Here is a 25,882-nt window from a genome sequence, read left to right as displayed (position 1 = left end):
AGCCAATCAGGTCAGCAGCTCGGGTCGTAGTAGTACGAGATGCTGCCACCGTTCTTCGTGCCCGACGCGAGCGACCATTCGCCCGGAGTCGTGCAGCCGCTCTTGAAGGTCTGGCTGCCGATCTTCACCGACGAAGCGTGCCAGTTCGACGGGTGCTTGAAGTTCGACCACGCCGTGTTGGCGCCCTGGTCGTAGCTCCACTTTCCGCCGGCCACATCGACGGTCGTGGCGATTGCCGGAGTCGCTGCAGCGAAAATGAGGGCCGCGGATGCGACGGCAGCCTTTACCACGTTTCTCCTGTGCATGGTGAAACACCTCTCACTGTGAGTTACCCGTGGGCTTGCTGTGAACGATTCAAAACTCTGAACGGAAGGTGATCGCGACGCAACAGGCTGATCGTTCATGGACGGCGAGTTGGCCGAAAAGCTGTGGAACACACAGTAAAGCTGACGCAAAAGAGATGGGCCTGGATTTCGGCCAGTGGCGCGATTAATTTGGTTGCGGTGACGCTGAAAACATGTGCTCCAGAGCGTGGACCAGGTCATTTCGCTAAGGTGCTACGGTTCACGGCTGGCAGGTGACCTCTGGCGACCCGCACTCTTCGACGACCACTTCGGGGGCTCTTCTCCATGTCTACTGACCGAAAGTCAGAGGCGATATTCCGCTTTTCCCGGCCCGGAACAACACCTGCGGCGCCTTCCCCCTCGTACCGCGCCGGTCTCGTCTGGCTGCTGCCGATGCTGTGGACGTTCGTCTTCGGCCTGTGGGGGTTGTCGCGGCAGGACAGTGTGTGGCGGGACGAGGCCGCGACCTGGCAGGTGGCCCAACGCTCGACGGCGGAGATATGGCACATGCTCGGCAACGTCGACGTGGTCCACGGGGTCTACTACCTGCTGATGCACGTGCTGTTCGAGTGCTTCGGTCCCAGCACCACGACCCTGCGGCTGCCGTCCGTGCTGGCCACGGCGGTCGCGGCGGCTTGCGTGGCCGTCATCGGCCGCCGACTGGCCGGCGCCTGGGCGGGCCTGGCCGGGGGGATGACCTTCGGGCTGCTGCCGGCCGTGCAGTTCTATCTCCAGGAGGGCCGGTCGTACGCGCTGGTGGCGGCCGGCGCCGGAATCGCCACCCTGGTGTTGACAACCGCCGTCGAACGGCGAATCCGGACGTGCCACTGGGTCGCCTACGGCGTGGTCGTCCTCTTCATGGGCCTGCTGAACTGGCTCTCGCTCATGATCCTCGCGGCTCATCTGACCACGCTGCTCTGGGTTCGGGCGGATCGAGGAGTCCTGGCTCGCTGGGCGGCGGCGGCCGGGTGCGCCACGGTCGGTGTGCTGCCGTTGATCGTGTTCAGCAGGGGCCAGTCCGCGCAGGTGTCATGGATCCCCCCGCTGTCCTGGCACATGCTGATCGGCCCTGGGGTACTGCTGGCGATCGGCTGCGCCGGGGGCCTGCTGGACCGGCCACGGGCGGGCCGGTTGTCCTCGGCGGCCGTGGGACTGCCGCTGTTGGCGGTGCCCCAGCTCGGCCTCGTCGCGCTGTCCCTCATCCAGCCGCTGTTCCTGGACCGCTACATCCTCTACAGCATGCTGGGGCTGGCACTGCTGATCGGTACGGCCGTCGGCTCGGCGGTACGGGCGGCCGAGCCCCGCTTCCCAGGAGCGTCGAGATGGATCCTTCCCACGGTCCTCGCCGTGGCGATGCTGGCCCTGCTCCCTCAGTCACTGGCTAAGCGGTCCCCGGCGAGCAGAGTGGACGACGTCCTGGCGGTGGCCTCGGACGTACAGCGCCTGAAGCAGACCGGAAACGCGGTGCTCTTCGTTCCCGCGGCCCGCAGGGACACCAAGTCCGTCTCCCCGAAGGCCTTCGCGGGCCTGCGGGACATAGCCCTGGCAAAAACCCCGGAGAAGTCCGGCACCCTCAAGGGCGTGGAGGCGGCCCCGGCTCGCATACGCGCCGCGATCCTGGCCGAACACCGGATACTCCTGGTGACGGACGCGGCCCGGGTGGCCCAGCCGGTCACGGCACCCCGGGACAGAACGAAGACCGCCATGCTGCGCAGGTACTTCACCCCGGTGGCCGACGAGCAGATCCGCGGCCGCAGGGTGACGGTTTACGAGCGGCGGCCGACGGCTCGCTGACGACCCGTCGGATCAGCCTGGCCGGACCGTTGAGCGGCCGTTCGAAACCGCCCCGGGGCTGCACGTGAGGCCGACCCACCGAAGCCTGACCGCCCGGTGCGGCGGATCATGTCACGCACCCGCCGCACCTGGCCGTTCCGCGACCTCTGACCTGACTAACCCTTGGCCTGCTTCGCCAGCTGCTCGTCCAGCTGCTCGTACGCTTCCTTGGCCTTCTTCAGGAAGTCGGACAGCCCGTGCAGGCCCTGGATGGTCTTGGACGCGCCCTTCGTGAACTCCTTCATGGAGTCGTCGTACGCTCCCGAGGCCTTCTGGGTGGTGAAGCCGTTCTCCACCAGGGCGCTCACCCGCTTCTCCACGTTCTTGATCTTGTCCTCAAGCTCGTGCATGTCCTTGATCAGGTCGCCCGCGACCTTCTCCATCTCGGCGTAAGTGAGATCCGTGTCTTTGCTGGCCATGACGGCTTCCTCCCGTTCGTGTGGCCGCAGGGCCTTCCCCCGTGGCATCGTTCGCGCGGATCGTGGCCATGACAGGGCCGTCCGCACGAGCAAAGATCCTACGGGGGTGACGCGTGGGACCGCACGGCCCTTGTGCGGTGGAACTGTGAACCGTACAGATACCGTTGCACCCGGGAAAGAACGTGCGGCTAAGGTCACTTCCACTGTGTTGGGTGCTATCGGTGTGTTGGGGGACGGAACGTGCGCCTGAGTCTGACCGTCGTCGACCCGGTCGGCGGTGCCAGCGCCGACGTGGTGCTCGACGCGGATCCCGAGTCCACCGTCGGAGACGTCGCGAGGGAGCTGGCCCGGCAGGTCGGTCTGGGGTATCCGGACCCCGGCGAGGGCGGCGCCCAGGTCATCCCCATCGGCGCGCACCGCCAACAGGCCGCCGCCGTACAGGTGTCCGGGCCGCTCGCCTACGTCGACGGGTACGCCCTCGACCCCGCCGCCACCGTCGTGGGCTCGCCGCTGCGGGACGGAGTCGTCGTCAGTCTGCACGATCCCGCCGGGTGTCTGCTCGGTGAGCCCACCGGTGTGGTGGAGTTCCGGGTAGCCGGCGGGCCCGCCGCCGGCGCCGTGCACCGGCTCGGGGTCGGGCGGTACGACATCGGCTCCGGGCCCGCCTCCCACCTCCGCGTCGAGGACCCCGAGCTGCCCGCCCGCGCCGCCACCCTCACCATCGCCATCGACGGCACCTGCAAAGTCGCGATACACACCGAAGGCGCCCGGCTGGACGGGGAAACGGTGCAGAGCGACGGTGACTGGCCGCTCGGCGCGCAGCTCGCCGTCGGCAACACCCTTCTCGAGATCACCGGGTACTCCCCGCCCAACGCCGCCCTGAAGTGGTCCGACGACGGTGCCGGGCTCGACTACAACCGGCCGCCGCGGCTGCGTCCCGCCGACCGGCAGACCCACTTCTCGCTGCCCAACCCGCTCGGCGACTACGAAGCCCGCCCGCTGCCCTGGCTGATGGCGCTGCTGCCGCTCGTCGGTGCCGTCGTCTCCGTGCTGATGTTCGGGCGCTGGTACTACCTGATCATGGCGCTGATGAGCCCCCTCATGCTCTTCGGCAACTACTTCATGGACAAGAAGCACGGCCGCAAGTCCCACGCCAAGCAGCTCAAGGAGTACAAGGAACACAAGCAGCGGATCGAAGCGGAAGCCCAGGAGGCGCTGGTCGCGGAGCGGTCCGAGCGGCGGGCCGCGGTGCCCGATCCGGCCGCGGTGCTGACGTACGGCACCGGGCCGCGGACGCGGCTGTGGGAGCGGCGGCGTACCGACGCCGACCATCTGCTGATCCGGTTCGGCACCGGGCGCGTGCCCTCCGAGGTCGAGCTGGACGACCCCGAGCAGGACGAGCACAAGCGCAAGGTCCGCTGGTACATCGAGGACGCCCCGGTCGGTCTTTCGCTGCGCGACCTCGGGGTGATCGGCGTCGCCGGGCCCGGCGATTCGGCGCATGCGCTGGGGCGTTGGGCCGTCGCCCAGACCGCCGTCCTGCACAGCCCCATGGACGTGCAGTTCTACGTCCTCACCGACAACGACGCCGGTGACCGGTGGGACTGGGTGCGCTGGCTGCCGCACTCCCGGCCGGCCGGCGGGCAGGACGTGAACGTCCTGATCGGTACCGACTCCGAGACCGTCGGCGCCCGTGTCGGCGAGCTCACCCAGCTCCTCGACGGCCGGCAGAAGGCCCTGCAGAAGGGCGGGCGGAGCAAGACGGACGGCCCGGCGTTCTCCGACCCCGACATCGTGGTCGTGTGGGACGGGTCGCGGCGGCTGCGGTCCATGCCCGGTGTCGTACGGCTGCTGAAGGAGGGGCCGGGCGTCGCCATCCGGTCCATCTGCCTCGACGAGGAGGAGCGGTTCCTGCCCGGGGAGTGCCAGGGCGTCGTGGTCGCCGAGCTGCGGGCCGGCAAGGAGGCCGCGCAGGCGGCGCCCGTGGCGCAGCAGGCCGTCGGCGGCTTTCCGTCCTTCCAGGCCTGGCATCCGCAGAGCAGCAGCGACGGTGCGGAACAGGCGCCGCAGGACCTGGAGTTGCGGCTGCGTGTCGAGCAGAGCGGGGCACTGCGCAAGCTGGACGTGCGGCCCGACTTCGTCTCCGCCGCCTGGTGCGGCCGGCTCGCCCGCTCGCTCTCCCCGCTGCGCGACATCAGCGGCGAGAGCGAGGACTCCGCCCTGCCCGCTGCCAGCCGGCTGCTCGACGTGCTCCAGCTGGAGCCGCCCACGCGGGACGCGATCGCCGCGCGCTGGCGGATGGGCGGGCAGTCGACGATGGCGGTCATCGGGGAGTCGTACGACGGTCCCTTCGGCATCGACCTGCGGCGCGACGGGCCGCACGGGCTCATCGCCGGTACCACCGGTTCGGGCAAGTCCGAGCTGCTGCAGACCATCGTGGCCGCGCTGGCCGTCGCCAACACCCCCGAGAACATGACGTTCGTGCTCGTCGACTACAAGGGCGGCTCGGCGTTCAAGGACTGCGTGAAGCTGCCGCACACCGTGGGCATGGTCACCGACCTCGACGCCCACCTCGTGGAGCGGGCCCTGGAGTCGCTGGGGGCGGAGCTCAAGCGGCGCGAGCACATCCTCGCCGCCGCCGACGCCAAGGACATCGAGGACTACCAGGACCTCGTCAGGAGGGACCCGTCGCGCTCTCCCGTTCCCCGACTGCTCATCGTCATCGACGAGTTCGCCTCGATGGTGCGTGATCTGCCGGACTTCGTCACGGGACTCGTGAACATCGCCCAGCGCGGGCGGTCCCTCGGCATCCACCTGCTGCTCGCCACCCAGCGGCCCTCCGGTGTCGTGTCGCCCGAGATCCGCGCCAACACCAACCTCCGGATCGCACTGCGCGTGACCGACGCCGGTGAGTCGACCGACGTCATCGACGCGCCCGACGCCGGGCACATCGCGAAGAGCACGCCGGGACGGGCGTACGTCCGGCTCGGGCACGCCTCGCTGATCCCCTTCCAGTCGGGGCGGGTCGGCGGCCGGCGGCCGGGGGCGGCGGATCCGGCCACGCTCGCGCCCTGGGCCGGGGCGCTGTCCTGGCAGGACCTCGGGCGGGCCGCGCTGCGCAAGCCGAAGTCCGAGGCGAAGGAGGACGACGAGATCACCGACCTGAAGGTGCTCGTCGACGCCGTCCGCGAGGCCAACACCGCCCTGCGGATCCCCGCCCAGCACTCGCCGTGGCTGCCCGCCCTCGACGACACGCTGCTGCTCGACGACGTGCCGGCCGTGCAGGCGCAGGGCGCGCTGCCCGCCGCCCCCTACGGTGTCGAGGACCTGCCCGCCGACCAGGCCCGCCGTGCGGTCGCCGTCGACTTCGCGACCTTCGGGCACCTCATCATCGCGGGCGCCCCGCGCACCGGACGCTCCCAGGTGCTGCGCACCATCGCCGGTTCGCTGGCCCGCACCAACTCCTGTGCGGACGTGCACCTGTACGGCATCGACTGCGGCAACGGCGCGCTGAACGCGCTGACCCGGCTGCCGCACTGCGGTGCCGTCGTCGGCCGCAACCAGACCGAGCGGGTGGAACGGCTCATGGCCCGCCTCTCGGGAGAGCTGGGCCGCCGTCAGGAGCTGCTCGCCGACCGGGGGTTCGCGGACATCGGCGAGCAGCGGGCGGCCGTGCCGGAGGCGGAGCGGCTGCCGCACATCGTGCTGCTCCTGGACCGCTGGGAGGGCTGGCTGCCCACCCTCGGCGAGCTGAACCACGGCGATCTCACCGACCAGATCATGGTGATGATGCGGGAGGGCGCGAGCGTCGGCATCCATCTCGTCCTCACCGGCGACCGGCAGATCCTGGCCGGCCGGATCTCCTCCCTCACCGAGGACAAGTACGGTCTGCGGCTCGCCGACCGCGCCGACTTCTCGATGCTGGACATCAACTCCCGCAAGGTCCCCGAGGAGATCCCGCCCGGCCGCGCCTTCCGCAGCGAGACGGCCGCCGAGACGCAGTTCGCGCTGCTCTCCGCGGACACCACCGGCCAGGGGCAGAACGCGGCGATCGTCGCGATCGGCGAGGCGGCCGAGGCCCGCGACGCCCAGGTGGAGCGCTCCCGGCGCCCGTTCCGGGTGGACGTGCTTCCCAGCCGGATCTCCTTCGAGGACGCCTGGGCGATGCGCACCCCGGCCGCGGCGGCCGCCCCGCTGTGGGCCCTGGTGGGTGTCGGCGGCGACGAACTCACCGCCTTCGGACCGGACCTGGCTCAGGGCGTACCCGCCTTCGTGATCGGCGGGCCCGCCAAGTCCGGCCGTTCCACGGCGCTGTTTGGTTTCGCCCGCTCCTACCTCGCCAACGGTGTACGCATCGTCGTCGCCGCGCCCCGGCAGTCGCCGCTGCGTGAACTCGACGGGCAGGAAGGTGTGCTGAAGGTCTTCACCGGGCGGGACGTGGACGAGGACGAGCTGACGGAGGTGCTGTCGTCGGCGTCCCCGGCCGAGCCCATCGTCGTGCTGGTCGACGACGCCGAGGTGCTGGACGACTGCGACGCCGAGGACGTCTTCAAGCGGATCGTGGAGCGCGGCACCGAGGAGGGCCTCGCCGTCGTCATCGCCGGTGACGAGGACGAGATCTGCGACGGCTTCTCGGGCTGGCAGGTCGACGCCAAGAAGGCCCGCCGGGGCATCCTGCTCTCGCCGCAGGAGTCCGGTTCCGGCGAGCTGATCGGCATCCGGACCACCCGGGCCATGGTGGGCGGGCCGATCCAGCCCGGCAAGGGCATGCTGCACCTGGGCAGCGGGGAGCACGTCACGGTGACGACCCCGCAGTAGCCGTACGACGGGGGCCGAGGAGGGGCCCAGGGGCTCAGTCCCCCGTCTTCGACATCACCGCCACCGGGTTCCCCTCCGCCGAACTGTCCGAGGTGTAGACCAGGTCGCCGTGGCTCGGGGTCAGGTAGACGGTGTTCGTGCCGGGGTCGCAGCCGTCGTGGTTGCCCTCGACGCCGGTCGAGGAGGCGACGAGCCGGGCCGCCGTCGCCGACCTCAGGGTGAGGACGTCCGTGCAGACCCCGCCCAGCTGGTCGGTCTGCCGCAGGCGCCCCAGCTCGTGGCCGACCGCCGCCTGTTCGACGGTGATCCGGAAGGTGCCGATGGGCAGGTTGCCGGACAGGGCGGTGGCCGAGCCCTGCCAGGTGCCGAGATAGGCGGCCGGGATCTGCCCGCCACCGGAGGCGGACGACGACGCGGACGTGGAGGGCGACTTGGCGGCGGCACCCGAGTCACCGCCCGCCCCGTCGCCGCCGGACCCGAGGAACGGCTTCACCAGGAACCCCACCCCGACGGTGACCACCGCCAGCGCCGCGGCCACCGCGAGCGCGACCGTACAGCTCACCCGGCGCCCGCGGCCGCCCGCGCCCGGTACGGCGGTCGCGGCGACGCTCACGGACACCTTGCCGGGCTTCCCGGGCTTCCCCTCCTGCGCGGGCAGGGCATCACGCGGCTCCGGTGCGACGGCGGGTACGGTCCCGGGCGGCGCCGCCGACTCCGGTACGACCGCGGGCGGCACCGTCGGCGGCGGCCCGAACTCCCCCGCCACCGAAGGGGTGCTGAACTGCACCGGCCCGGACGCCGGTACCGCGGCCGACCCGGGCCCCGCGGCCTCCGCGGCCTCCAGGTTGAGCACCTCCACCGCGCTCCGGCTGACCCGTTCCACCAGCGCCCCCGGCAGCCACCCGCCGGCCACCAGCCGTGCGGCCCCCTCGGGAGCCAGCCGCCGGGCCACCTCCGCCGGGGCCGGCCGGCGCCCCGGCTCCTTCGCGAGGCAGGCCTCGGCCACCTCCCGCAGCTCACCGGTGAGCGAGCCGAGTTCGGGCTCCTCGTGAACGACCCTGTAGAGCAGGGCGGCCGAGGAGTCCCCGGGGAACGGCGGCGCCCCGTTGGCCGCGTACGCCAGCACCGCCCCGAGAGAGAAGACGTCAGCGGCGCCCGTGGCGCCCTTGCCGAGGATCTGCTCCGGGGCCATGTATCCGGGCGAGCCGATCGACACCCCCGACGACGTCAGGGACGCCGTGCCGTCCGTGGCGCGGGCGATGCCGAAGTCGATGAGGAGCGGCCCGTCGAGGGTCAGGAGCACGTTCGACGGCTTCACGTCCCGGTGCACGAGACCCAGTTCGTGCACCGCCGCCACCGCCTCGGCGAGCCCGGCGCCGAGCGCCCGTACCGTGTGCGCGGGCAGCGGGCCGCCGTCGGTCACGGCCGCCGTCAGGGAGGGACCGGCCGCGTAGGCGGTGGCGACCCAGGGCACGGGGGCGTCCGGGTCGGCGTCCAGGACGGAGGCCGTCCAGGCGCCGCCGACCCGCCGCGCGGCCTGCACCTCGCGGCGGAAGCGGGCGCGGAACTCCTCGTCCAGCGCGAAGTGCGGGTGCACGATCTTGACGGCGACGGAGCGTCCGCCGGCCGAACGGCCCAGATAGACGCGGCCCATACCGCCGGAGCCGAGCCGGCCTAGCAGCCGGTACGGCCCGACGGCCGTGGGTTCGTCGCCCGCGAGCGGCAGCATGTGCCCTCACCCCCCAGAGAGTTCGGCAGCAGCCTATTCGCTCCGCGGGTGGGGCGGTTCTTTTGGTGCGGGCCGGTGGGGGCTGGTCGCGCAGTTCCCCGCGCCCCTTTCGGGGCGCGGTTGCGCGGCGCGTGTCACGGCGTCAGCAGCTCGACCCTCACGTCCGCCGCGAACCCGGTCGTCGGGCCCACCCGGCGGGCGAACTCCGCCACCGCCGCCAGCTGGGGCGCGCCGAAGCTGAAGTCGAGGGTGGTGAAGTACTGGGCGAGGGTCGCCTCGTCAAAGGCCTCCCAGCGGGCGGCCTGTTCGGCGACCTTGGCGACCTCCTCCAGGGAGAGGTTGCGGGAGTCGAGGAAGGCACCGTGCACCTCACGGGTGAGGTGCGGCTCGCGCTCCAGGTAGTCCCGGCGGGCCGCCCACACCGCGAAGACGAACGGCAGGCCCGTCCACTCCTTCCACAGCGCGCCGAGGTCGTGGACCTCGAGGCCGTAGCGCGGGGCGTCGAGCAGGTTGGCGCGCAGGGCCGCGTCGCCGATCAGCACCGCCGCGTCCGCCTCCTGCATCATCAGGCTGAGGTCGGGCGGGCAGGTGTAGTAGTCGGGCTGGACGCCGTAGCGGTCGGCGAGCAGCAGCTGGGCGAGGCGGACCGAGGTGCGCGAGGTGGAGCCGAGGGCGACCCGGCGGCCGTCCAGCTGGTCCAGCGGCACCTGCGTGACGATCACGCAGGACATCACCGGGCCGTCGCAGCCGACGGCGATGTCCGGGAAGGCGACCAGGTCGTCGGCGTTGCGCAGGAATTCGACGAGAGTGATGGGCCCGATGTCGAGGTCGCCGCGCACCAGCTGCTCGCTGAGCTTCTCAGGGGTGTCCTTGGTCAGCTCGAAGTCGAGGAGGGTGCCGGTTCTCGCGAGCCCCCAGTAGAGGGGCAGGCAGTTCAGGAACTGGATGTGGCCGACGCGCGGCCGGGTGCGAGAATTGTCCACATCGCGAGACTAGACCCCATGAGGTACGGTGCTTGGACCGCCCCCACCCCTGGTGTCCCGACCGTCCCTCCGGTCAACCCGCCCTCGGGGGCATTCAAACGTCCGGGTGACGTGATCTTGGCCTCTGTTGCTTTCGGCTGCCCACATGCTAGGCTCGCCGCAAGTTGCAGTTTGGTTTCCCTTGCAGTACAGAGCCTGCGGAGCATGTAACCGCGGGCTCTCGTAGTTTTCAGACATATGCAGTTGTGCGGCACTTAGTTTGTTTTCACACTTGCAGGTTCTGGAGCAGGGCGACCCTTTGGGCCCAAGGAGGGCTTATGGCTACCGGAACCGTGAAGTGGTTCAACGCCGAAAAGGGCTTTGGTTTCATCGCCCAGGAAGGCGGCGGCCCCGACGTCTTCGTCCACTACTCCGCGATCAACGCCAGCGGGTTCCGCTCCCTGGAGGAGAACCAGCAGGTGAGCTTCGACGTCACGCAGGGCCCGAAGGGTCCGCAGGCGGAGAACGTCACCCCCGTCTGATCCCAGACAAACCAAGTCTGATCGCAGACTGAGTGCAGTACCCAAGGAGCCCCGCGCCGCCAGGCGACGGGGCTCCTGCCTTTTCCGTCCCCGCTCACACGTGCTGCATCACCGGCACGAACGTGGTGCCGGCCGCCAACGCCTCGTACAGATGGGGAACATCGCCGCGATACGTCAGATCCCCGGGGTTCAATTCGACGGTTTCTCCGCGCGGCCCGGCCTTGACCCGCCCGCCGCATACGACGAGGTGCTCGACCGTTCCCGGAATGTGCGGCTCGGACTCCCGCGCCACGCCCGGCTCCATCCGCAGGTGGTAGATGTCCCGGCGGACGCCGGGCGGGCTGGACGACAGCAGGGTCGCGGCGAAGTCGGCGCGCTCCGACGCGACCGGGGCCCCTCCCCCGCCCGGATCACCTGAACGCCGGACACCGGCGGCTCGACCAGCGCGCTGCACGGCCGCGTCGAGATCCCGGCGCGGGTCCAGGAGCCGGCGTCGGCGGGGGCGGTGGTGCTCCTGGTCGCCCTGCTGGCCACCGGGGCGCTGACCGAGGGCGGCGGCTTCGCCGGGATCGCCCGCCCGGCCGGGGTGCTGGCGGCGGGCGCACTGGCCTGGCGCGGGGCGCCGTTCGCGGTCGTGGTCCTCGGGGCCGCGGCGGTGACGGCCATGCTGCGGGCGGCCGGGGTCGGCTAGCGGAACCAGCATCGGTGCCGGTTCCGGTGCCGCCCACACCCGAAGAGAGGAAGCGTTGCCAAAAGAGAAGGCTTCTCATTCTGTTACGGTCGTCGCGTGGGGCTGCGGGAGAAGAAGGCGGAGAAGGTCCGGGCCGCGATCTACGACGCGATGATCGCGCTGGCCGAACGGGACGGGTACGAGGCCGCGACGGTGGAGCAGGTGGCGGAGCGCGCCGAGGTCGCGGTCTCCACGGTCTACCGGTACTTCGCCAACAAGGACGCGATCCTGCTCGACCCGATCGAGCGGACCGTCGGCGTGCTCGCCGGCCTGCTGCGGGCCCGGCCCGAGGCGGAGGACGTCGCCGTCTCCCTCGGGTGGACCGTACGCGCCGCGCTGGACATGTCTCCGGAGGAACTGGCCCGGCTGCGCCGGCTGCGCGCCCAGCTCGACCGGGCACCCGGGCCGCGGGCCCGGCTGTGGGACCTGGTGAACCGGGAACGTCTGCTGCTGGAGGACGCGGTGGCCGAGCGCAGCGGCCGCGACCAGCTGTGGAACGCGGCCGCCGCCCACCTCACGCTCATGATCGTCGGCATGGCGTACGACCACGACCGCGACAGCCTCGACGAGACGGCACCGGCGGACTACGCGGACCGGATCATCACGATGCTGCACGCCGGCGCCGGAGCGCCGATGCCGGCCCGCGCGCCGCGGCCGGACCAGGACGGCAGGCCGTGACCGGCGAACCGATCGACGTGGTGATCGCCGACGACCAGGAACTGGTGCGGGCCGGCTTCGAGATGATCCTCGACGCCCAGCCGGGCATCCGGGTCGTCGGCGTGGCCGGGGACGGTGTGGAGTGCGTGGAACTGGCCCGCCGGCTGCGGCCCGACGTCGTGCTGGTGGACATCCGGATGCCCCGCCTCGACGGCCTGGAGGTCACCCGCGTACTGGCGGGCGAGCGGAACGGCGGCGAGGACGGGCCGAACGTCGTCGTCATCACCACCTTCGACCAGGACGACTACGTACGGGACGCGCTGCGGTACGGCGCCTGCGGGTTCCTGCTGAAGGACGCCTCCCCCGCGCTGCTCGTGGAGGCGGTCCGGGCGGCGGCGCGCGGCGACGCCCTGGTCTCGCCCGCGGTCACCGTCCGCCTGCTCGGCGAGCTGCAGCGGGGCGGCCCGCGCGGTGAGCGGTACGCGGACGGGGCGGCGGCCGGGCTGAGCGCCCGGGAGACGGAGATCATGCGGCTGGTGGCAGTGGGCCGTACCAATCAGGAGATCAGCGAGGAGCTGTTCCTGTCGCTGTCGTCGGTGAAGACGTACCTGGCCCGGATCCAGGCCAAGATCGGCGCCCGCAACCGGGTGGAGGTCGCCGCCTGGGCCTGGGAGAACGGCGTGGTCACCTCGCGGCCCGGGTAGCACCGCGTGCTGATCGCGCCGGGCGCGGCGGGTGCGGCGGTGAGTCCGGGGACCTCGGCACGCTGGCCCGGACCTCCCACTGGGCGGGGTCGACGGCGCCCGCCCAGAACTCGCCGTCGAGCGCCTCGACGCGCTCCCGCAGCCCGATCAGGCCGAGCCCGCTCTGCCCGCCGGCGGGGCTGCCGGTGCGGCGGTGCGGCAGGCTGTTGGCCACCGTCACGTGCAGCCAGTCCGGGTCGGCGTCCAGCCGTACGACGACGCGCTCGCCCGGCGCGTGGCGGTGCACGTTGGTGAGGGCCTCCTGGACCACCCGGTACACGGAGGTCTCCACCTCCGGGCTGAACCTGCTGGTCCGGGCCGCCGCGCCGGCCTCGAGGCGGGCGGCGGGGGCATCGGGCCGGCGCCGGGAGAAGCCGGCGACGAGGTCGCCGAGCCCGGAGAGCAGGTCGGCGGGGCGCAGCGCCTGGTGGTCGTCCTCGCGCAGCACGCGGACCAGGCGCCGCATCGACTCCAGGGTCTCGGTCCCGGACCGGGAGATCGCCTCCAGGGCCGGGTCGACCTTCTCGGGCGCGATCGCGTGCACGGTCCGGGCCGCGTTGGCCTGCACGATGATCCCCGTCATGTGGTGGGCGATGAGGTCGTGCAGGTCACGGGCGAGGGCGAGCCGCTCGGCGTAGCGCACCTCCTGGACCGCGCGCCGGCGGCGGGCCTCCAGGGCGCGCAGGGAGCAGCCGATGAGGACCGCCAGCGCGAGGGCGACCGTCAGCACGTACTGCCCGGCCACCAGGCTGAACACGGTACGGCCGCGCAGCGGCATCATCAGCACCGCGGCGACCAGGGCGCCGGCGGTCCAGGCCGTGGTGCGGTCGGACTCGGTCTCGGCAAGCACCCGGACGATCAGGAACAGCAGGGCGAGGATCTCCAGGAGGCCCCAGTCGCCCACCGGCCGCGGGTCGACCAGGCACACGCAGGTCAGCGCGACGGACATGGCGGCGATGCCCAGCGAGCGGGCCGTGAGCGAGGGCGACCAGCGGGTGTCGGGCAGCGCCAGCGCGGCCAGCGGACCGGTGACGAACACCGGCACCCAGCGGGCGGGCGAGCTCGCCTCCCCCGGGTTGAACACCGCCAGGATGTCGACCACCCAGGTGAGGGCCAGGGCCAGCAGCGCCGCGGCGGTGACGAGTCGCCGCACTCCGGGCGAAAACGGAAGTTTCCAGTCCACGCCTACAGCCTAGGAAACCGACCTGCCCCCGTGGTGTCGGCCGGATGACCGACACGGTCCGGCGGCTGCCGTACCAGAGGCTGACGCGGCCGGGGTCCGGCCCCGCGCAGCATGGTCGTGGGGCACGGGCGTCTCCCCGGCGCCGGTGCTCCACCCCGAGCCCGTCGACGACGACAGGCCGCGCATTCCTGGAGCACCGCCCCCTGCGCAGGGTCGCGTCCCCGACCACCGGCGCAGGTGTCTCCGCCCCTCCCCTCTCGTTCCGACGTACGGAGTCTGTTCTCGTCATGGCTACATTCCTGCACCGGATCGGTCGCCGCGCCTTCCAGCGCCGCTGGCTGGTTCTGCTGCTCTGGGCGGTCGTACTGGGCGTCGCGGGTGCCGCGGCGGCCGGCAGCAGCGGAGGCGGCAGTTCCAGCGTCACCCTGCCCGGCATCGAGGCACAGAAGGCCTACGACCTGCTCGGCAAGAAGTTCCCGGCCGCCAACGCCGACGGGGCTAGCGCCCGGGTCGTCGTACGGGCGCCAGAAGGGCAGAAGCTGACCGGCAGCGAGCCGAAGGCCGAGGTGAAGGCGCTGCTGAAGGACCTGAAGCAGTCCTCGCCGCGGGTCGCCTCGGTCACCGACCCCTTCACCGCGAAGACCATCAGCGCCGACCGCACCACCGGCTACGCCCAGGTCACCTACAGCGCCAAGGCGGCCGACCTGACCGACGCCGACCACAACCACTTCGACAAGGCTCTCGAAGAGGCCCGCGCCAAGGGCCTGACCGCCGAGGCGTCCGGCTCCGCGCTGGCGGCGACCAGTGAGGGCGGCTCGTCCGAGGCGATCGGGTTCGCGCTCGCCGCGCTCATCCTGGTCATCACCTTCGGTTCGTTCGCCGCGGCCGGCATGCCGCTGCTGACCGCCGTGGTCGGCGTCGGGATCACCATCAGCACGCTGACCGCGCTGACCTCGGCCCTGAACCTCAACACCAGCACGTCCGCGCTGGCCAGCATGCTCGGTATCGCGGTGGGTATCGACTACGCGCTGTTCATCGTCTCGCGCTACCGCTCCGAACGAGCCGCCGGCCATGACGCCAGGGAGGCCGCCGCCCGCGCCAACGGCACCGCGGGCTCCGCCGTGGTCTTCGCCGGCCTGACCGTCGTCATCGCCCTGGTGGGCCTGGCCGTGGTCAACCTGCCGATCCTCACCGCCATGGGCCTGGCCGCCTCCGGTGCCGTCGTCGTCGCCGTCCTGGTCGCCGTCACCCTGGTCCCGGCCCTGCTCTCGCTCGCCCCCGAACGGGTCCTCGGCCGCGCGCGCCGCAGGCCGAAGAAGGCCCCGAAGGAGGCTCCTTCGAAGAAGCCGCTGGCAGAGCGCTGGGCGGCCTTCATCCTGCGCCGCCCGTGGAAGGTGCTGCTTGTCTCGGTGGCCGGTCTGGTCCTGATCGCCCTGCCCACCACCAAGCTGGAGCTCGGCCTGGCCGACGACGGCTCGAAGCCGCCCGCCACCACGGAGCGCAAGGCCTACGACATGCTCACCGAGTCCTTCGGCCCCGGCTTCAACGGCCCGCTCACCATCGTCGTCACCGACACCGACACGGCGGCGACGAAGAAGGCCGTCGGCGAACTCAGCGACAGCATCACCGGCATGAAGGACGTGGCCGCCGTCGCCCCGGCCGTGTACAACCCGGCCGGCGACACCGCGATCGTCACCGTCGTCCCCAACAGCGCACCCACCAGCGAGAAGACCAAGACCCTCGTCCGTGACATCCGCGACCGAGCCGCGGACGTCCGTGCCGCCACCGGCGCCGAGGGCCTGGTGTCCGGCACCACCGCCCTGAACCTCGACGTCGCCGCCAAGTTCGCGAGCGCGATCGTCCCCTACCTGCTGCTCGTCGTCGGCCTGGCCTTCCTGGTCCTGATCCTCGTCTTCCGCTCGATCCTGGTACCGCTCAAGGCGGCGGTCGGCTTCCTGCTGTCCGTCCTGGCCGCCTTCGGCGCCATGGTGGCGGTCTTCCAGTGGGGCTGGTTCAAGGACCTGCTCGGCCTGCAGACCACCGGTCCGATCAACAGCCTGGTACCGATCCTCGCGGTCGGCATCGTCTTCGGTCTCGCCATGGACTACCAGGTCTTCCTCGTGACCCGCATCCGCGAGTCCTACGTCCACGGCGCCGGCGCCCGCGAGGCGATCACCGACGGCTTCCGCCACAGCGGCAAGGTCGTCACCGCCGCCGCGCTGATCATGACGGGCGTCTTCGGCGGCTTCGTCGGCAGCGACGACGCCTTGCTCAAGTCGCTCGGCTTCGGTCTCGCCTCCGCCGTCATCTTCGACGCCTTCGTGGTCCGCATGACCATCGTCCCGGCCGTCCTGGCCCTGCTCGGCGAGCGCGCGTGGTCACTGCCCGCCTGGATCGACCGCCGGCTCCCCCACGTCGACATCGAGGGCGAGAAGCTGGCCCACAGCGGCTCCTCGGCCCCCCAACCGGCCGGCACGGAAGCCGACTTCACTCGCGTCGGCTGAGACCGGCCGCCGCGCCCGCACCCCGGGTGCGGGCGCGGCGCCGGGCCAGGGTCATGCCCCCGTACGACCCCTACGAGTCCGCGCCGGGAGCGACATCCATGCGCAGAGGTCCCGCACTCCTGACCCTCGCGGTCGTCATCGCCCTGCTGGCCCTGTCCCAGCACGCCGGGAAGCAGACCGCCCCCCTCCCGGACCTGCGCGGGCGGACCCTGCGCGCGGCCCAGCTGGCCGCCCGGGACGCCGGCTTCCGCCAACTGGCCGCCGCCGACGCCCTCGACCGGCACCGGGTCCCCGTCCTGGGCGGCAACTGGAAAGTCTGCTCCCAGCAGCCGCCACCGGCGCGCTACGCCCTCACCACGCCGGTCACGCTCCGCGTGGTCAAGACAGGCGAGGCGTGCCCGCGCCGGTGACGCCCGTGACGAACACCGGCCAGGAGCAGGGGGAGAGGGCGTGGCTGGGCGGCGGGATCCCCGCGGTCACGTATGGGAAACCGGCCGTCCGGACCGGTGGCGGGCCGGCGGCCGCGGCCCGCGCCCTGCGCGCGGGCCTTGCCGGCCAGACGGTCCTCAGCAGTGCGGAACAGCACCCCTGGGGGAACGGCTGGACCGCCTGGCCGACGAGGAGTGAGGCCCGGGCCTACCAGGCCACCGGCAGCTCCAGTGGGAACCGGCGGATGGTCTTGGTGTCCCAGCGGACCTCTTCCGGGCGCACCGCCAGGCGGAGGGTGGGGAAGCGGTCCAGGAGGCGTTCCAGGGCGACCTCCAGTTCGGCCATCGCCAACGGCACCGCGATGCACCGGTGGCCGCCCCAGCCGAAGGTCATGTGGGGAGCGACGGGACGGTCGGGCACGATCTCGTGGGGATCCGGATAGCGCTCCGGGTCACGGTTGGCCGTCAGGTAGGAGACGTGGACGAAGTCGCCGCGCCGGATGACCACCCCGTCCATCTCGACGTCCTCCAGTGCCACCCGGGGAATGCCCACGCCCTTCCGGAAGGGGATGTACCGGAGCATCTCGTGGATGAAGTCCGTCAGGTCCTTCCGGTGCGCGCGGGCGTACTCCAGGAGCTCCGGGCGGGTCAGCAGCAGATACACGATGTCGCTGATCTGACAGGTCGCCGTGTCCTGGCCGCTCAGCGTGAACGTCAGTGCCAGGACGGCCAGTTCCCGGTCGTCGAGCTGGTCCGTGCCGTCCCGTGCCTCGGTGAGCACGCTGATGATGTCCGCACCGGGGTTCTTGCGGCGTTCGGCGACGAGCTCGGTGAAGTAACCGGTCAGGTCCTCCTTGGCCGCGCGTGCGACGTCCCGGTTGCCCGCGCCGACCACCAGCAGCCGCTGGACCTGCTCCTGCATCCGGGGCCACTCGGCGCGGTCGATGCCCAGCAGGTCCAGGATCGTGTGCTGGGGAAGGGGGTCGGACAGGTACCGGACCAGGTCGGCCGGCTGACCGGCGTCTTCCATCTTGTCCAGCAGCTGGTCCGTGAGGAGGCCGATCCGGCCCCGCATCCGGTCCACGTGGCGCGGGGTGAAGGCCTGGGTGGCCAGGTGCCTGATCCGGCCGCTGTGCGGCGGGTCCATCACGTTGATCGACTCCGGGGAGACGATCGGCTCGGCCGTCATGCGCGGATAGTCGTACTGGATGATCGCCGCCCGGCTGAACCGGGGGTCCGTGGTCACCTGCTGCACCGACTCGAACCTGGTGACCAGCCAGGCGTCCGAGTCGCCGTACGGCAGCCGGATGGTGGCGAGGGACTCGCGCTCCATGAAGCCGGCCAGGGCCGGATCGAAGTCGAGAGCCTCGCTGTAACCGAAGGGACATTTGATCGCCTGCACGTTCTTCTCCTTCGTCGGTCGGCCGCTCAGTGGAACGGCACGACGTTGGTTGCGTGAACGGCGGCGCGCAGGTCCTTCGCGAGCCGCACGGCGTCGCCGATCGCCCAGTAGTGGAGGAAGAACAGGCGCGGCTCGTCCATCAGGTTGTGGTGGTGGAGTTCGACGATGCCGACCCGGCCCTTGCGCAGGATCTTCAGGACCGGCTGGATCTCGCCCGCGGTCATCACGAAGTCACCGTTGACCGCGGCCCTTCCCCGGCCGAGCGGCTGGAAGTTGATGGTGGTCACCGAGCCGAGGCCGGTCGGCAGGATCATGTCGCCGTCCACGATCTGCTCGGCGCGCGCCCAGACGCTCTTGTAGATGCCCTCGTCCTGGGAGCCCTTGCTGCCGAAGGCGTCGTCGATGCCCTTGGTGTCCAGGTCGAGCGTCGGGGTGGTGGGCGGCCGGTCGGGCGGGGTGCCGGTGCGGTCGAAGGCCTTGCGCAGCCCCTTGGCGATGGGTACCGGGTCGTGGCCGTGGGCGTGCAGGTGCAGCCACCACAGGGCGGGCTGGTGGGAGAGCAGATGCTTGTGTACGGCGTTGATGGCGATGTCGTGCTCGAGGAGCGCGTCGGTGAAGCCGTCCAGTTCGTGCTCGGTGACCACGGCGTCGCCCATCAGCAGATGGCTGCCGTCCTTGTACCGGACGAAGGCGGTGTGGGTGCCGAGGGCCAGCGAGGTCTCGATCCGCACGCCCCGGGAGACCACCTTGAGGTCCCGGCGGGGCAGGCCGGTGTGGTACATGTACCGCTTCATGTCGCCCGGCCGCCCCAGGGCCTTGGTCACGTCCGCCCAGTCGGCGAGCTGGGTCAGCTCGGGTTCGACCAGGGTGCGCGGGTGCCCGTGGGAGAGGGCGCGCGCGGGCGAGACCGCCGCGCCCGCGAGCACGGGGGCCACGGCACCCGCGGCGAGGACGCGGCGACGGGTGGTGGCCGGTCTGGGGTGGGTTTCCTGCTGCCGGTCGTCAGCCATGGTGCACCTCCTGGCGCGATGGAATCACGGGACCCGGGCGGGTCCCGTGATTTCATCGCACCAGTGGGGCCAGGTGGACCAACGCAAATCACCTGGCACGGAGGCGGGCCACTCCGCGTGACGGCCGCGGAGCACCTTCCGCGACGGCCGCGGTCACTTCGCGTACAGACCCTCGATCTCCGTCGCGAAGTCCTTCATGACCGCCTCGCGGCGCAGCTTCATCGACGGGGTCAGATGCCCGGCCTCCTCGGTGAAGTCGACGGGGAGCATGGCGAAGCGCCGGATGGACTCGGGGCGGGAGACGAGCTTGTTGGCCTCGTCGACGGCGCGCTGCAGGACGGCCAGCAGATCGGCGTCGTCCATCAGGAGCTCGGGCGGCACCGGGTGCTTGCCGTTCATCTGGCGCCAGTGGGTGAGGCCGTCCCGGTCGAGGGTGATGAGGGCGCTGACGTACGGCAGCCCGTCGCCGACCAGCATCACCTGGGAGATGAGGGGGTGCGAGCGCAGCCAGTTCTCCATCGGGGCCGGGGCCACCGACTTGCCGCCGGCCGTGATCAGCATCTCCTTCTTGCGGCCGGTGATGGTGAGGTAGCCCTCGTCGTCGAGTTCGCCGAGGTCGCCGGTGGCCAGCCAGCCGTCCCGGGTGGCGGGGACGACCCCGCCGGCCGCCGGGTCCCAGTAGCCGCGCAGCACGTGCTCACCGGCGACCAGGATCTCGCCGTCGGCGGCGATCCGGACCTTGGTGCCGGGCATCGGCCAGCCGACCGTGCCGAGGCGGGGTTTGAGGGGCGGGGTGCAGGTGGTGGCCGCCGTGGTCTCGGTCAGGCCGTAGCCCTCGTAGATCTCGATGCCGGCCCCGGCGTAGAACGCGGCGAGGCGGCGGCCCAGCGGGGAGCCGCCGCAGATGATGTGCCGGACGCGGCCGCCCATGGCGGTGCGGATACGGCGGTAGACGAGCGGGTCGTAGAAGCTGCGGGCGGTCTTCAGGGCGCGGCCGGGCCCGCTGCCGGTGCCGGTCTGTTTCGCCTCCAGCGCCTCCCCGTAGCGCTGCGCGACCCCGGCGGCCCGGTCGAAGACCGAGACCCGGCCGCCCGACTCCGCCTTCGCCCGCGCGCTGTTGAAGACCTTCTCCAGCATGTACGGGATGGTGAGCAGGCAGGTCGGTCGGAACCCGGCGAGGTCCGGGAGCAGGTCCTCGGCCTTGAGGCTGGGGGCGTGGCCGAGGCGGACCCCGGCGCGGACGCAGGCGACCGCCACCATGCGGCCGAAGACGTGGGACATGGGGAGGAAGAGGAGGATGGAGACCTCCTCGTCGTTGCCCGCCTTGAAGATCGGGTAGAGGAGTTCGATCGCGTTGTCGACCTCGGCGAAGAAGTTGCCGTGCGAGAGGGCGCAGCCCTTGGGGCGGCCGGTGGTGCCCGAGGTGTAGATCAGGGTGGCGAGGGTGTCGGGGCCCAGCATGCCCCGCCGGACGGCCACCTCGCCGTCCGGCACCTGTGCGCCGGCCTCCGCGAGCCGGTCCACGTGCCCCTTCTCCATCACCCACAGGTGCCTGAGGTCGGGCAGCCGGTCGAGTTCGGGACCGAGCGCGGCGGCCTGCGCGCTGGTCTCGGCGACCAGGGCGACGGCGCCCGAGTCGTGCATGATCCAGCGGGTCTGGAAGACCGAGGAGGTCGGGTAGATCGGCACGGTCACCAGGCCGGCCGCCCAGGCGCCGAAGTCGAGGAGCGTCCACTCGTACGTCGTCCGGGACATGATGGCGATCCGGTCGCCCGGCATCAGCCCCTCCGCGATCAGCCCTTTGGCCACCGCCAGCACCTGCGCGGCGAACTGAGCGGCCGTCACATGCTCCCAAGGGCCCTCGCCCCCGGCCGACTTGCGGCTGAGGACCACCGCACCCGGCTCCGCCTCCGCGTTCTCGAACGGCAGGTCGGCGAGCGAGCCGTGCCGTACCGGCGGCGCGAACGGCGGTACGTACGCCTCCCGGACCACCCCGTCCAGCCGCTGCACGAGGGGCTCGACCAGGATCGGGTTCCCGTCGTAGTCCGTGGCCTGGATCGCCGCGCCGGAGGAGACGGGCAGGGCGTTCGGGTAAGAGGACGTGGACACGGGGCGGCTCCTCGGGCGTGCAGCGGTGAACTGCTTGCTGCATGACGTACGTGCCTCGCGCACCGAGGCGTTCACCGGCACCGGCCCTCGGAAAGGGGTTACCGGCGGTTCAGGCTGGAGATCGTACGGGGCCGCTGTGGCGGGCTTGTGGGTTTTCGGGGGTTGTCCGGGGACGGGCCTGTGCAATCCCGGAGGTTACGTGAGGGTCCTTCACGTTCGGCCCGTTTCCTGGTGATTGACAGCTGTGACATAGGCTTACCTACGGTAACCTTACTCTACAGTCAGGAAACGGGCGAGTTGGGGGGCGTCGGCAACGTTTCAAGCTGCGGGCGCGTCGTGGCTGGTCGCGCAGTTCCCCGCGCCCCCAAAGGGGCGCGCCTTCGGCACCGGAACGCGAAAGGAAAGCCCTGTGATCACCCTCGGCAGCCCCCCTTCTCTCGGGCCTCTGCTCGTGCGCGGGGCGCTGTGGTCGCCGTTCAAACGGCCCACCCCCGAAGCCGAATTCCCCCGCGCCCGGCTCCTCCTCCCCCGCGTCCGCCCCGATCTCGAAAGACTCGCCGCCTACGAGCGCGTGTGCGGGTTCGCCACCGGGGAGGACGGGCTGCCGGTGACCTATCCGCACGTGCTCGGGTTCCCGCTGGCCATGCGGCTGATGAGTGCGCGGGAGTTCCCGTTGCCGTTGCTGGGGCTGGTGCACACCTCCATCGAGATCGAGCGGCACGCCGAGCTCCCGGGCGGCGGGACGTACGACATCGCCGTCCACGTCGAGGAGTTGAGGCCGCACCGGCGGGGCACCGAGGCCGTCGTCGTGACCGGGGTGCGGGTCGGCGAGGACGTCGTGTGGGAGTCGCGGAGTACGTATCTGGCACGGCACCGGACGCAGCACCCCGGTGAGACGGTCCGGGAGGAGCCCGCCCGGCCGCTGCCCGTCGTCGAGGAGTGGCGGATCGCCGGGGACGTCGGCCGGCGGTACGGGGCCGCCTCCGGGGACCGCAACCCCATTCACCTGTACCCGCTCACCGCCCGCCTCTTCGGCTTCCGCCGGGCCATCGCGCACGGCATGTGGACCGTGGCCCGGTGTCTGGCGGCGCACGGGGTGCCGACGGCGGCCGTCGTGCGGGCGGAGTTCCGGGCGCCGGTGCTGCTGCCGGGCTCGGTCGAATACGCCGCCACGGACGGCCGTTTCCAATTGCGGAGCGGCGACCGGGTGCACGTGGCGGGCAGCGTGCGCCCGCGCGTTGCCCCGTGACCGGCCAACGCTGCAAAGAGTGTGTTTCGCCTTTCTGTGGCTCACCTGTCACGGCTTTTCGAATCCGCAGGTCACAGTCGCACCCGGAGCCTCCCTCACACCGGGCGCCCAGCCTGCCCAAGGCTCCGTGAAGGAATTCCCCATACTGCGCTCAGAATGCGTCCTTAACCTCGGCTCACTTTTATGATCCATTGCACGAAGGGCACCGAGCATGCCTCCCAGACGCGTCGCGGTAATCGCAGACTCTGACACCCGTTGGAAATGGGGGGCTTCCGTGGCCCGGCAGCTGGCCCCCGACTGCGCGCTGGACGCGTACTTCCTGCGGGGCCGGTCCACGCCCACCGAACGACAGCTCGCCGAGATCGGCATCGAGCCCGACAGCCGGCATGAGGTGACCGCCGCCGCACTGGTCGACGACCAGGCACTGGCGGCGGCCGACATCGTCGTGCTGGCGGTCCTCGGCGGTACCGTCCTGGCGCTCGTGCACAGCCTCGGGCGGGCCTGGGAGGACCGGCTGCACCGGCCGGTGACGGTCAGCGGGTACGTCGGCGTGGTCTACGAGAAGATGGTCGACGGTCTCCTGACCCGGGCCGGCACGGACCTGGTGCTCGCCAACTCCGACCACGACACCCGCCGTTTTAGCTCCGTCTTCGCGAGCGTCGGCGTCGACCCCGGCACGGTGGTCGAGTGCGCCCTGCCCTTCCTCGGCGGCGCCCCCTACCGGCCCTCCGCCGACCGGCCGTTCACCGTCACCTTCGCGGCCCAGCCGTCCGTGCCCAGGGACCGCGCGTCCCGGCTGCGGCTCCTGGAGCGCGCCGCCGCCCACGCGCGCCTGTATCCGGAGCGGCTCGTGCTGGTGAAGCTGCGCAGCCTGCCCGGTGAGCAGACCACCCACGTGGAGTCCGACCCGTACCAGGAACTCGTCGAGACCCTCGCCGAACCCGCGCCCGCGAACCTCCAGCTCGTCTACGGCAACATGACCGACGTGCTGGACCGCACCGACCTTCTGGTCACGGTGAGTTCGACGGCCGCCCTGGAGTCGATGCACCGGCGGATACCCACCGCGATCCTCACCGACTTCGGCGTCCGCGAGGCCCACGGCAACCACTACTTCGTGCACTCCGGCTGCCTCGCCTCCTGGGACGACATCGACGCGGGCGCGCTCCCGCAGCCCGACCCGGAGTGGGCTGCGGCCCACGGCATCGGCAAGAGCGACGCGTACGCCGCGGCCCGGGCCCGTATCACCGAGCTGCGCGCCGCCGGCCCCCTGCGGCCGCTGCGCCCGTACTACACGCCGCAGACCGCCGGCATCTACCTCGCCGGCATCCTCCGCAGCAACGGCTTCGACGAGCAGGGCCGCCCGCTGCCCGTGGCGCCGGGTGCCGGCGGCCGGGGCCGGGTGCGGCTGGCCGTACGGCGGGTCGCCGGGCGGGGCGCCAAGAAGCTGTACCACGTGGGCCACCGGCGACTGGCGCCCGCGTTGCGCCGCTGGGGTGCAGTGTGACCGACCGGGCCGGTCACGGCGGCGACCACGGCCGGCCCTCCATCAGGTCGCCCAGGCCGGCCCAGGCGAAGTTCATCAGGGTCGCGGCCGCCTGGCGTGCCGTCACTCCCGGGGTGGCGTTGGCCCAGGTCGCCAGGGACTCGGCCGCGCCCACCAGTGCCTCGGCGAGGCCCGCGACCTCGCCCTCCGCCAGGTCGGGATCACGGTGCGCGGCGCGGGCGGCGGCGACGATGAGCTGGGTCACGAACGCGACGATCTCCTCGCGCATCGCGACGACCTCGGAGGCGAACCGCTCGCCGTGCGTACGGGCCTGGAGGTGCAGCACCGACCAGCCGTCAGGGTGCTCGGCGGTGTACGTGAAGAACGCCCGCAGTCCGTCCCAGAGCTGCCGGTCGGGGGGCAGTGCGCGGTCGACGCCGGCGCGGACCGCCTCGGTCAGGGCGCCGGCCTCACGGCGGATGCAGGCCGTGAACAGGTCGTCCTTGGAGTTGAGGTACAGGTAGACCAACGGCTTCGAGACACCGGCGAGTTCGGCGATCTCGTCCATCGACGCGGCCATGTAGCCGTGCTGGCCGAAGGTCCGCACGGCGGCGTCCAGCATCTGCCGCTCACGTACCGCGCGCGGCATCCGCTTGGTCTTGACGGTCCCCATGGGACAAAGCCTAGTTGGGGCAGCAGCCGCGGGAGCCGCTCAGGAGCTCACGAGGAGGTCTGGGCCTGGTCCGCCGCGTCGACCGCCGCGTCCTCCTGGCTGCGGTTGGCCTCGATGTTGGCCTGCATCCGCTCGACCCGCTGCGCGACCTGCACCGAAGCGCGGTCCCGTTCCTTGCGCAGCACGACGAAGCTGATCGGCGCCGACAGGACGAGGGAGAGCAGCAGGACCCACAGGAAGTTGGAGTCGCCGAAGCCACGCGGGAACGCGCCGGCGTAGACGAGGCCCCAGACGACGAGGAGGCAGCCCGCGAAGATACCGAGGCGCATCAGCGTGTAGCGGAGCATCTCAATCCAGTCTTCCGATGACGAAAAGGGGCACCGTCCAGTGAAGCACGCCGTGGGGCCGATCTTGCACCGGGGTCGGGCGGGGCGGGTCAGGTCAGCGGGAGCAGCATGGTGATGTCGTCGCGGTCGTCGCCGGGGGCGACGCGGACGGCGGCGGGGACCCGGCCGACCTCCTTGTAGCCGCAGGAGCCGTAGAAGTTCTCCAGGCCGAGGCCGCCGCGGCAGCTGAGCCGTATGGCGTCGATGCCGTCGAAGCCGCGGGCGGCGTCGGCGGCGGCCGCGAGGAGGTCGCGGCCGTAGCCCCGGCCCTGATGCCTCGGGTGCACCATCACCGTGTACAGCCACACCCAGTGCGTCATCAGCCGGTGCGTGTTGAAGGAGAAGAAGGCGGTGGCGGCGACCTCCCCGGCCTCGTCGTGCCCGACGAGGAGGCGGTGCCTGCCCTCGGCCATCGCGACGAGGTGCCGCACCAGTTCCGGCCGGATCTCCTCCGCCGTGACCGGCGCGACGAACCCGACGGCCCCGCCGGCGTTGGTCACGTCCGTCCACAGGTCGAGGATGCCGTCGCGGAGGGCGGGGGTGATGGCGGGGTCGAGGGTGAAGGTAAGGGGCATGGCGGGATCGTATCTATTACGACGGGGGGGTGGGTAGGACCGTTTCGCGGCTGCGGGCCGGCGGGGGCTGGTCGCGCAGTTCCCCGCGCGCGCCCCTGCTTTT

At 71.6% G+C, this 25,882-nt stretch carries 20 protein-coding genes and 2 pseudogenes; 10 read left to right on the top strand and 12 right to left on the bottom strand.

Annotated elements, in window-relative coordinates; translation table 11 throughout:
• Positions 1–11: 11 nt before the first annotated feature.
• Entirely contained in the window at positions 12–305 is a 294-nt protein-coding gene (locus ACFY0K_RS28065; protein WP_390642175.1) for a lactococcin 972 family bacteriocin, read from the bottom strand.
• 432 nt (positions 306–737) lie between these two features.
• Between ACFY0K_RS28065 and ACFY0K_RS28060 the strand changes: the two genes are divergently transcribed.
• Positions 738–2,138, top strand: coding sequence for a hypothetical protein (locus tag ACFY0K_RS28060; protein WP_390642174.1), 1,401 nt, complete (start codon positions 738–740; stop codon positions 2,136–2,138).
• Positions 2,139–2,293: 155 nt separating this feature from the next.
• Here ACFY0K_RS28060 and ACFY0K_RS28055 read toward each other — a convergent pair whose 3' ends face one another.
• Positions 2,294–2,596 carry a WXG100 family type VII secretion target gene (locus ACFY0K_RS28055; protein ID WP_123975012.1) on the bottom strand — a complete coding sequence of 101 codons (303 nt, stop codon included), beginning with the start codon at positions 2,594–2,596 and terminating at the stop codon, positions 2,294–2,296.
• Positions 2,597–2,836: 240 nt separating this feature from the next.
• Here ACFY0K_RS28055 and ACFY0K_RS28050 point away from each other — a divergent pair, with 240 nt between their 5' ends.
• Positions 2,837–7,414, top strand: coding sequence for an FtsK/SpoIIIE domain-containing protein (locus ACFY0K_RS28050; protein WP_390642173.1), 4,578 nt, complete (start codon positions 2,837–2,839; stop codon positions 7,412–7,414).
• A 34-nt stretch (positions 7,415–7,448) separates the two neighbouring features.
• On the opposite strand, the gene ACFY0K_RS28045 is transcribed toward ACFY0K_RS28050, so the two are convergent.
• Both ACFY0K_RS28045 and ACFY0K_RS28040 read right to left on the bottom strand, forming a co-directional pair.
• Positions 7,449–9,143, bottom strand: a complete 1,695-nt coding sequence (locus ACFY0K_RS28045; protein WP_390642172.1) for a serine/threonine-protein kinase — start codon at positions 9,141–9,143, stop codon at positions 7,449–7,451.
• Positions 9,144–9,277: 134 nt separating this feature from the next.
• Positions 9,278–10,126 carry a menaquinone biosynthetic enzyme MqnA/MqnD family protein gene (locus tag ACFY0K_RS28040; protein WP_390642171.1) on the bottom strand — a complete coding sequence of 283 codons (849 nt, stop codon included), beginning with the start codon at positions 10,124–10,126 and terminating at the stop codon, positions 9,278–9,280.
• Between the two features lie 317 nt (positions 10,127–10,443).
• Here ACFY0K_RS28040 and ACFY0K_RS28035 point away from each other — a divergent pair, with 317 nt between their 5' ends.
• Positions 10,444–10,647, top strand: a complete 204-nt coding sequence (locus ACFY0K_RS28035) for a cold-shock protein (RefSeq protein ID WP_003992177.1) — start codon at positions 10,444–10,446, stop codon at positions 10,645–10,647.
• Positions 10,648–10,741: 94 nt separating this feature from the next.
• On the opposite strand, the pseudogene ACFY0K_RS28030 reads toward ACFY0K_RS28035, so the two are convergent.
• Positions 10,742–11,103 (bottom strand): annotated as a pseudogene (locus tag ACFY0K_RS28030) (cupin domain-containing protein); the annotation flags it as partial.
• Between ACFY0K_RS28030 and ACFY0K_RS28025 the strand changes: the two are divergent.
• The 3 genes and pseudogenes from ACFY0K_RS28025 to ACFY0K_RS28015 all read left to right on the top strand — a co-directional run.
• Positions 11,096–11,338: pseudogene (locus ACFY0K_RS28025) on the top strand (AzlD domain-containing protein); the annotation flags it as partial. The pseudogenes ACFY0K_RS28030 and ACFY0K_RS28025 overlap by 8 nt on opposite strands.
• Before the next feature lie 96 nt (positions 11,339–11,434).
• The gene (locus ACFY0K_RS28020; RefSeq protein WP_390642170.1) at positions 11,435–12,055 is read left to right on the top strand and encodes a TetR/AcrR family transcriptional regulator; all 621 of its coding nucleotides are present in this window, start codon (positions 11,435–11,437) and stop codon (positions 12,053–12,055) included.
• A 62-nt stretch (positions 12,056–12,117) separates the two neighbouring features.
• A complete protein-coding gene (locus ACFY0K_RS28015; RefSeq protein ID WP_390642408.1) occupies positions 12,118–12,738 on the top strand; it encodes a response regulator in 621 nt (206 codons plus the stop codon).
• Here the strand turns inward: ACFY0K_RS28015 and ACFY0K_RS28010 are convergent.
• Positions 12,719–13,960: a sensor histidine kinase gene (locus ACFY0K_RS28010; protein WP_390642169.1), complete on the bottom strand. Its 1,242-nt coding sequence runs from the start codon at positions 13,958–13,960 to the stop codon at positions 12,719–12,721. The two genes, ACFY0K_RS28015 and ACFY0K_RS28010, sit on opposite strands and share 20 nt — an antisense overlap.
• A 287-nt stretch (positions 13,961–14,247) precedes the next feature.
• Between ACFY0K_RS28010 and ACFY0K_RS28005 the strand changes: the two genes are divergently transcribed.
• Together ACFY0K_RS28005 and ACFY0K_RS28000 are read left to right on the top strand one after the other, a co-directional pair.
• A complete protein-coding gene (locus ACFY0K_RS28005; protein ID WP_390642168.1) occupies positions 14,248–16,464 on the top strand; it encodes an MMPL family transporter in 2,217 nt (738 codons plus the stop codon).
• 98 nt (positions 16,465–16,562) lie between these two features.
• Positions 16,563–16,874 carry a hypothetical protein gene (locus ACFY0K_RS28000; RefSeq protein WP_390642167.1) on the top strand — a complete coding sequence of 104 codons (312 nt, stop codon included), beginning with the start codon at positions 16,563–16,565 and terminating at the stop codon, positions 16,872–16,874.
• A gap of 226 nt (positions 16,875–17,100) precedes the next feature.
• Here the strand turns inward: ACFY0K_RS28000 and ACFY0K_RS27995 are convergent, their stop codons facing one another.
• The 3 genes from ACFY0K_RS27995 to ACFY0K_RS27985 form a co-directional block, all read right to left on the bottom strand.
• Positions 17,101–18,294 (bottom strand): cytochrome P450, encoded by a 1,194-nt coding sequence (locus tag ACFY0K_RS27995; RefSeq protein WP_390642166.1) that lies wholly within the window; start codon positions 18,292–18,294, stop codon positions 17,101–17,103.
• 26 nt (positions 18,295–18,320) lie between these two features.
• The gene (locus ACFY0K_RS27990) at positions 18,321–19,304 is read right to left on the bottom strand and encodes a DUF1259 domain-containing protein (RefSeq protein ID WP_390642165.1); all 984 of its coding nucleotides are present in this window, start codon (positions 19,302–19,304) and stop codon (positions 18,321–18,323) included.
• 153 nt (positions 19,305–19,457) lie between these two features.
• On the bottom strand, positions 19,458–21,386 hold the full coding sequence (locus tag ACFY0K_RS27985; protein WP_390642407.1) for an AMP-dependent synthetase/ligase: 1,929 nt from the start codon (positions 21,384–21,386) through the stop codon (positions 19,458–19,460).
• A 436-nt stretch (positions 21,387–21,822) separates the two neighbouring features.
• Between ACFY0K_RS27985 and ACFY0K_RS27980 the strand changes: the two genes are divergently transcribed.
• Together ACFY0K_RS27980 and ACFY0K_RS27975 are read left to right on the top strand one after the other, a co-directional pair.
• Positions 21,823–22,662, top strand: a complete 840-nt coding sequence (locus tag ACFY0K_RS27980; RefSeq protein ID WP_390642164.1) for a MaoC/PaaZ C-terminal domain-containing protein — start codon at positions 21,823–21,825, stop codon at positions 22,660–22,662.
• A gap of 211 nt (positions 22,663–22,873) precedes the next feature.
• The gene (locus tag ACFY0K_RS27975; protein WP_390642163.1) at positions 22,874–24,166 is read left to right on the top strand and encodes a DUF6716 putative glycosyltransferase; all 1,293 of its coding nucleotides are present in this window, start codon (positions 22,874–22,876) and stop codon (positions 24,164–24,166) included.
• Positions 24,167–24,179: 13 nt separating this feature from the next.
• On the opposite strand, the gene ACFY0K_RS27970 is transcribed toward ACFY0K_RS27975, so the two are convergent.
• The 3 genes from ACFY0K_RS27970 to ACFY0K_RS27960 all read right to left on the bottom strand — a co-directional run bounded on the left by ACFY0K_RS27970 (position 24,180) and on the right by ACFY0K_RS27960 (position 25,779).
• Entirely contained in the window at positions 24,180–24,818 is a 639-nt protein-coding gene (locus ACFY0K_RS27970; protein ID WP_390642162.1) for a TetR/AcrR family transcriptional regulator, read from the bottom strand.
• Positions 24,819–24,865: 47 nt separating this feature from the next.
• Positions 24,866–25,165 (bottom strand): DUF4229 domain-containing protein, encoded by a 300-nt coding sequence (locus ACFY0K_RS27965; RefSeq protein ID WP_351957457.1) that lies wholly within the window; start codon positions 25,163–25,165, stop codon positions 24,866–24,868.
• A gap of 89 nt (positions 25,166–25,254) precedes the next feature.
• Positions 25,255–25,779: a GNAT family N-acetyltransferase gene (locus ACFY0K_RS27960; protein WP_351957456.1), complete on the bottom strand. Its 525-nt coding sequence runs from the start codon at positions 25,777–25,779 to the stop codon at positions 25,255–25,257.
• Positions 25,780–25,882: the final 103 nt, after the last annotated feature.

Source organism: Streptomyces sp. NPDC001507 (genome assembly GCF_042894765.1).
In the GTDB taxonomy this organism is placed as follows: domain Bacteria; phylum Actinomycetota; class Actinomycetes; order Streptomycetales; family Streptomycetaceae; genus Streptomyces.
Note: the sequence above shows the minus strand (reverse complement) of the source record. Positions and strands in the feature narration are given on the sequence as shown.